Raw genomic sequence first — 7,405 nt, 5'->3', positions numbered from 1 at the left:
GTCGCGGGCAAGATGCCCGCACTACAATGATTTTACTATTCAAGCTTGTACCTCATTTGCCCGAAATATGCTGTAAATAATTTCGGTAAATTACTGTAAAATTAAAGTTCTGTAGCTCTATAAAATATTACTTTTAACTTTTAACTTTTAACTTTTGAATTGACTATGTCACAAATAATTTTCAACTTTAAATGTTCAATAATTTCGGTAAATTACTGTAAAATTAAAGTTTTGTAGCTCTATAAAATCTTACTTTTGACTTTTGACTTTTGAATTAACATGGAAATTATTAGGGATAAAAAGTTTGGTTTACCAGATTTTAAGTTTTTCCTTGAAAATCAAATACTGCCATATTTAATTATTGCTTTTGGGGTAGCTTTAAGGTTAGTTCAATATTTATCTAATCGTTCTCTTTGGGCGGATGAAGCGGTTTTGGCTTTGAATATTGTCAATCGTTCTTATTTGGAATTATTCCAACCTTTGGATTATGACCAAGGTGCCCCAATTGGTTTTTTGATGGTAGAAAAATTGGCAGTTAAGATATTAGGGAATAACGAGTATGCTCTACGATTATTTCCTTTTATTTGTGGCGTAGGTTCGTTGTTTGTATTTTATGAATTAGCAAAAAAGTTGATTCCTAAATCTGCTATTCCTATCGGTTTAATTTTGTTTGCCAGTTTGGAATACTTAGTCTACTATTCCGCAGAAGTAAAACAATATTCTAGTGATGTAGCGATCGCTCTCCTTTTATATCTATTATTACTACCTTTGGTTAAGGCAAAATTGAACTTTGGTCAAATAATTAAATTTGGTTTGCTCGGAGCGATCGCTATTTGGTTTTCTCATCCTTCTATCTTGATTTTGGCAAGTATTGGGGGTAGTGCTTTACTAATTAATTTATGGCAGAAAAACTTTAGTCAAACCAAACAGTTATTAGTAATTTACTCAGGTTGGTTATTAAGTTTTATCATTTTCTATTTTGTATCTCTGATAAATTTAACTGGCAACGAAACTCTCACAACTTCTTGGGGGGATGGTTTTCCTAATTCCCCATTTGATATTGTTTGGATGTTAGATACTTTTGGCAAATTTTTCTATAAACCTTTGGGTTTTACTAAATGGATGGATGGATTAGCTATTATCCTTTTTTTAGTAGGTTGTATTTCTTGTTGGTTGAGCAGAAAAGAAATTTTGTTGTTGTTACTTTCTCCATTATTCGTAACTTTTTTAGCATCCTTTTTACACCAATACCCATTTCGGAGTCGTCTAGTTTTATTTCTCACACCATTCGTAATTTTTCTCATTGCAGCAGGTGGAGGTTATATTCTGAGTAAACCTAAATCTCGACCGATAAAAATTATTGGGATTTTATTGGTTATCTTATTGTTATATAAACCCTTATCAAAAGCTATTGATTTGATAGAAGACCCGAGAACTTATTCAGAAATTAAACCTGTGCTGAATTATATTCAAAAACATCAGCAACCAGGAGACATTTTATATATTTATCAACGAGGTATATATCAGTTTCAGTATTATGCAGAAAAATATGGTTATCAAGAGGGAGATTATATTATTGGTGTGGATGACTTAGATAAATATGACGGTCAAGAATTATCAATTGCTGAAATGACAAGATATGAAAAAGACTTAGATAAACTGCGGGGGAATAAAAGAGTTTGGTTATTATTTTCTCATACTCATATTCCCGCAGAAAGGAAATTTTTAAATTATTATCTGGATGAAATTGGTCTGAGAATGGATACCTTTGAAAAACCAGGGTCTTATGTATATCTATATGATATGAGTTATAGCAGGGAACAGTAGGAAAAGCATTTCTTTATCTAAGGTTCATCATCCGCATAAGTCCTAACCAACTCCTTGCTTGCTATAACAAAGAAACAATACAGTTTTGTTTGAATTATTTGTATGAAGTAAAATTCTAAAAAACCCTAGAAAGTGTGGGGTAGAAAATTTATTTCTAGGGGGATATATCTTAAATTTCAGGTAACTCCCTTTATAACTCACAAATTTTCAAGGTGTTGGTGAATTTAGCTATGATTTTTGTGCTTAAGGAATAGGTAGAGATTTTGCATGCAACGTCCCTACAGATTATTTCGTTTATTAGTTATTCGGGAGCAAGTAATGAAAGGGGTATTCATAATTCTGATGTTGATTACGGTTAGTCCAAATATCTTAATTATGATGTAGATTTACTAACGCCTTTTCAACCCTTTCTTACTTTTGAACTTTCAGCACAAAGTTGAAGCTATTCATTTACAATATAACAGTCACCTTGAACAGGAGGTACTTGAATTACAAGAATTTCTAAGGGAGTATGACCTTCAATTGCCTGATGTTTTACCCCAGGTTTTATTGTAATCACATCACCTTTTTTAATAGGTTGTATATTATCGTCAAGAGATATATGTCCTGTTCCTTCAAGTACATAATAATATTCCGTAGTCTTCTTATGATAATGCTTTTCTGCTTTATCTACAACAAGATATTCAAGTTGAGCTAGTCCTTCTAATACAAGTTTTCTAAGAGCGCCACAGTATCCTCTGACTAGGGGAATGCTATCACTAGAAAGTATCATTTAATTTAAAACCTCCATTTTTTTGACTGGTTACTTTCATTTTTTTTACTAATCCATTACCTACACGCACACATCCAAATAAATCTGACTTTCTATCTAAAAGATGAGAAAATTGATGAGTCCTAGTTAGTATTTGCATATTTTTCAAAGCTTTTCAAGGTAGCTCTATTTTTCCTATTACTTATTTACGTTTTTACGTTTGTGGGCCATCGGTATCTATCGCTTAATTTTTAAGAGAAATAATTTTGAGTCTTGTCTACATAGATACTTTTGAAAAGTTTGGATCTTATGTATCTTTGTATATTATGAGTTAGCAAATAAACAATGCATTTGTGACAGTTTGCTATTCCCTGTTCCCTGTTCCCTATTCCCTAGTGCGTAGCGCTATAGATAAGCAATTACCATAAATCAATATAACATAGTAAAAATAAGGTTGAAGCAGGCTGTAAGCAAGGCACGCTTTGAATCTACACCGTTACTACAAAATCATGTATATCCAAAAGCTTAAACAAATTTTAATCCCATCAAATACCCCAAAAACAAATCAGAAAATGTTCTGGCTAATTCTCAGCTTAACCTTCGCAGCAATATATAGTTTACTAGCACTTAAACAAGCATTTAGGGGAGAATATATTGTGCAAGATGATGCAAGACAGCACGTTTTTTGGATGCGTCGTTTTTTCGACCCAGAATTATTTCCTAATGATTTAATTGCTGATTATTTTCAGTCTGTTGCACCATGGGGTTATAAAATTTTCTATTGGCTATTTTTCCAAGTAGGAATAGACCCAATGTTCCTGAATAAATTATTACCATTACCTTTAAGTGTAATAACTGCTGCCTACTGTTTTGGAATTTGTTTTCAGATATTACCCATACCTTTTGCTGGTTTTATTGCCTCAGTATTATTAAGTCAAAATATCTGGCTTCAAGATGACATAGCTTCTGGCACACCTAGAGCTTTTTTATGTCCTTTATTTATGGCAGTTTTATACTATTTATTGCGAAAATCATTAGTTCCATTTTTAGTAGCGATCGCTCTGTTGGGATTATTTTATCCTCAATACGTTATCCTGACTGCTTTGATTTTAATTATCAGACTTTTAGACTGGGAAAAAGGGAAGTGTTGTTTGAGCAAAAATCCACAAGATTATCTATTTAGTGGGGTAGGTTTAGGATTAAGTTTGTTGGTGATTTTCTTTTATGCTTTAAATTCTAGTAATTATGAACCTGTAATTACAGCATTTCAAGCAAAAGTTTTGCCAGAATTTGGCCAAGCTGGTAGAGGTCCTTTTTTCTTACAAAATTTTTGGGATTTTTTCATCTTCGGCAGTCGTAGTGGCATTTTACCTCAACAATTATTTCTGCCTCGCATATTAATACTTGGATTATTTTTGCCAATACTTTTTCAGAAGGAAGAAGGAAGAAGGAAGAAGGAAGAAGGCAGAAGGCAGGAGGCAGAAGGCAGAAGGCAGAAGGAAGAAGAAGAAATTTATAACTTTGATGGGGCAAAAAATTTTCTCAGAAGACTACCTTTAATTCAAAAAATAACACCGAATATTAAATTGTTAGTTCAGATTTTTTTTGCTGGTGTAGTTTTATTCGTGGCAGCTCATCTTTTATTATTCAAGTTACATTTACCAAGTCGTTACACAAATTATAGTTTTCGGATAATTTTAGCTATAGCAACTGCCGTTGTTTTGTGCATAATTTTAGATGCCGTATTTCAGTGGCTAATTCAACAGCCATCTGACAAAATTAGAAGATTTTCAGGATTAATTTTTATTGGATTTTTAGGGATTTTACTTATTGGTAATTTTAGCTTGTGGAAAAATCTTTCTCACCTTAATTATCGAAGAGGTAAATCTCCAGAAATTTATGAATTTTTTGCTCAACAACCAAAAGATATTCTCGTTGCTTCTCTTTCAGAAGAGGTGGATTATATTCCTACATTTTCTCAACGTTCGGTATTGTTTGCCTGGGAATATGCCATTCCTTATCATCTCGGTTATTACAATCAAATTAAACAACGAGCTACAGAATTTATTTTTGCTCAGTATCATTCAGATATTCAATTGATTCAGAATTTTATCAATACTTATGAAATAGATTTTTTAATCTTAGACCGTCAAGTATTTATGCCAGAATATGTTCTGAAGAATCGTTGGTTGAGACAGTGGTATCATCAAATGGGAAATCAGATTGAAATTAACCTCCAAAATGGAACTATCCCTGCCATAGTTGGCACTATAGATAAATGTTCGGTTTTAGAAACAGAAAAATTATGGGTTTTGGAAAGTAAATGTATTTTGCTTGAATAAGCAATAAGAAAAAATACTGAAATTAGCAACCTCTTTTTTCTATATTTAATTTATCGTTATCGAGATTACAGTTTTGCCATTCTTTTGTTAAATTTAAACTTGCTTTTAGCTAACTTATATCTGATTTTTCATCCTCATGATAAGGGTAGGAGATTTCTCTTTGAATTCTCCGGATGCTAGATTTCCTTTCTCCATAACCTAAAACATAAGTACCAATAAATAATATAGGCGAAATAACAAATATAATTCCCCAAAAAACTATAAACCAGTTAGGATGCTGTAGCATTTCAAGCGACATTTGTTCTGGGTTATTCAAAAAATTATTAATCCGGTCTACTTTTTGAGTAGCTACTAATTCACTTGAAGCAGAAAAAGCTTCTTGTATTGGAATTTCATCATATTCAGTCAAAAGAAATATTCCATATCCACTCTTTCGTTTATGACCCATTCGCTTTTTTTTAGTACCTTGAAGCTGTCCTGGAATAATTACAGTAATACGTTTTCCACGCAAGCCAAAATAAGTAACTTCACAGGTTACTTTTTGGTTTAACTGGAGGCGTTTACATTTTAGGGTTGTCAGTTCAGAACCAAATAACAAATATAATCCTAATACAAAGGCAAAAATAAAACCTATAGGTTCAGGAAGATTAATTTTTTTTGACATGGCTTATCATCAGATAAATATTTAGTAGACTTCTTGAAAATTATACAAAAATTTATCGCTTGATCGGCTATATAGTTCTATGTTTTTGGGCAACAGAGATTAAGATTAACTTCTAAATAAATTTACAATATGGTGTTATACCATTTTGATAAATGTTTGTTACAAATGCTAGAAGCAAGAAAGAAGGAAGAGTGAAGAAGGAAGAAGGAAGAAGGAGGAAATATCGAAAAAAAAGGGGGGAAAAATAGATATAAATATCTAAAATTAATTGGAACGGCTATTTTTAAGCATGCGCGGTCGATATCTACCTTTTTGTAGCATTATTTTTTCAAATTGGTATTATTTCAGTTATTAGTTGTAAATTTTCTAGTATTATCTTTTCTAGATGAATTCTATCTGGATTTAATACCTTATATCTACACAGTGTCTATAATTAGTTAGGGTTAATCCCATGAAGTAGTAACTTTTCAGTATCCCCATCCACTTTTTACTTCTTCCTTCTTTAAGGTAATGAAATGGTGAAAATTAGCACATTGAAAAATCAAATCCTCAATCCCATAGCTCAAATTTTTATCTTAGGCTTAATTTTCGGAATTTCCTATACTCAAGACCCTCTATATACCTCAAATCAACATACTAAATTTTTACAAGGATTAGCTAAAGCTGGTTCTGGTTATTTAAACAAAGATTGGTTAGCTAATACACTCGACCCTTTACCCGCTTTTACTTTTTTAGTTCAAATTACTTATACTTACCTCCACGAAAACTTTTTCTACTTCTATTACATCCTAATTTTTGGCATCTACATTTACAGTATACTTGGCATTGCTTCTATAATTTTCAAAATTAATACTTCCCGACTGAAACTACTCATTTATTTTCTCCTCCTCCTGACTATCCACTGTCTACAAATCAGAATATTTGACTTTAAAACTCATGTACATCTCCACTATGGTTTAGCCGAACAATATATTCTCGGTGACTATTTTCAACCCTGTACATTTGGAGTATTAATTATCTTTTCTATCTATGCCTTTCTGAGAAAAAAACCTTTTTTGGCAGTATTAGCTTTAGGAATAGCTGCAACCTTTCATCCCACATATCTCCCTAGTGCAGCTTTACTAACTTTAGCTTATCTTATTCTCACTTATAAAAATGAAAATAATCTCAAAAAATCATTATTAATAGGTGTTGTTTCATTTATCTTTGTATTACCAGTAGTCAGTTATATGACTATTACTTTTAGACCCACATCTCCAGAGCTTTTTCAAATTTCTGAAAGTTTACTTGTAAATCGAATTCCCCATCATTCCTTCCCCGATATTTGGTTAACTGAACCTGCCGCCACAATACAAATTTTAGTAGTAGCGATCGCTCTCTATCTTCTCCGCAAAAATAGACTATTTTTTATCTTGTTTTTTCCCTTTGCCACAGCAACTATTCTGACAATAATTCAAATAATTTCTGTCAGTAATACTTTGGCATTTCTTACTCCTTGGCGAGTATCCGCTTTTTTAGTTCCGATTTCTAGTTGTATGATAAGTGCCTATATTGTGGCTGTTATTTTTGAGAGATATTATCCTCAAATTCTGAAATACAAAAAACTGCTTGAAATTGGAACTTTAGTAGGAATATATCTATTCATCTTGTCAGGAGTGGGAATACAACTAGAAAAGCTAACTATTAATCAAAAAGATACGCCAATTATTATGGAATATGTCAAAGAAAATAAACAGGCGGGAGATATATATTTAGTTCCTTACGCTTCTGGAAAATTCGTTGATTTTAGAATTGCTACAGGTGCGCCAATTTTGATTAATC

At 32.0% G+C, this 7,405-nt stretch carries 5 protein-coding genes; 3 read left to right on the top strand and 2 right to left on the bottom strand.

Annotated elements, in window-relative coordinates:
• The first annotated feature begins 279 nt into the window (after positions 1-279).
• Entirely contained in the window at positions 280-1,827 is a 1,548-nt protein-coding gene (locus tag F6K13_RS10740) for a glycosyltransferase family 39 protein (RefSeq protein WP_124145641.1), read from the top strand.
• Between the two features lie 442 nt (positions 1,828-2,269).
• On the opposite strand, the gene F6K13_RS10735 is transcribed toward F6K13_RS10740, so the two are convergent.
• Positions 2,270-2,599 (bottom strand): cupin domain-containing protein, encoded by a 330-nt coding sequence (locus tag F6K13_RS10735; RefSeq protein ID WP_124154577.1) that lies wholly within the window; start codon positions 2,597-2,599, stop codon positions 2,270-2,272.
• A gap of 551 nt (positions 2,600-3,150) precedes the next feature.
• Between F6K13_RS10735 and F6K13_RS10730 the strand changes: the two genes are divergently transcribed.
• Positions 3,151-4,920, top strand: a complete 1,770-nt coding sequence (locus F6K13_RS10730; RefSeq protein WP_287242069.1) for a hypothetical protein — start codon at positions 3,151-3,153, stop codon at positions 4,918-4,920.
• 109 nt (positions 4,921-5,029) lie between these two features.
• On the opposite strand, the gene F6K13_RS10725 is transcribed toward F6K13_RS10730, so the two are convergent.
• Complete coding sequence (locus F6K13_RS10725) at positions 5,030-5,584, bottom strand: hypothetical protein (RefSeq protein WP_287242067.1); 555 nt, start codon at positions 5,582-5,584, stop codon at positions 5,030-5,032.
• 515 nt (positions 5,585-6,099) lie between these two features.
• Here F6K13_RS10725 and F6K13_RS10720 point away from each other — a divergent pair.
• On the top strand, positions 6,100-7,405 hold a 1,306-nt coding region (locus tag F6K13_RS10720), incomplete at its 3' end, for a hypothetical protein (protein WP_287287355.1).

The sequence above is a fragment of the Okeania sp. SIO2B9 genome, assembly GCF_010672505.1.
Classification (GTDB): Bacteria; Cyanobacteriota; Cyanobacteriia; order Cyanobacteriales; family Microcoleaceae; genus Okeania; species Okeania hirsuta.
Note: the sequence above shows the minus strand (reverse complement) of the source record. Positions and strands in the feature narration are given on the sequence as shown.

Excerpts from the sequence above, each read along its gene's own strand:
- F6K13_RS10740 (WP_124145641.1), top strand. The coding sequence starts at position 280 with ATGGAAATTATTAGGGATAAAAAGTTTGGTTTACCAGATTTTAAGTTT.
- F6K13_RS10735 (WP_124154577.1), bottom strand. The coding sequence starts at position 2,599 with ATGATACTTTCTAGTGATAGCATTCCCCTAGTCAGAGGATACTGTGGC.
- F6K13_RS10730 (WP_287242069.1), top strand. The coding sequence starts at position 3,151 with ATGTTCTGGCTAATTCTCAGCTTAACCTTCGCAGCAATATATAGTTTA.
- F6K13_RS10725 (WP_287242067.1), bottom strand. The coding sequence starts at position 5,584 with ATGTCAAAAAAAATTAATCTTCCTGAACCTATAGGTTTTATTTTTGCC.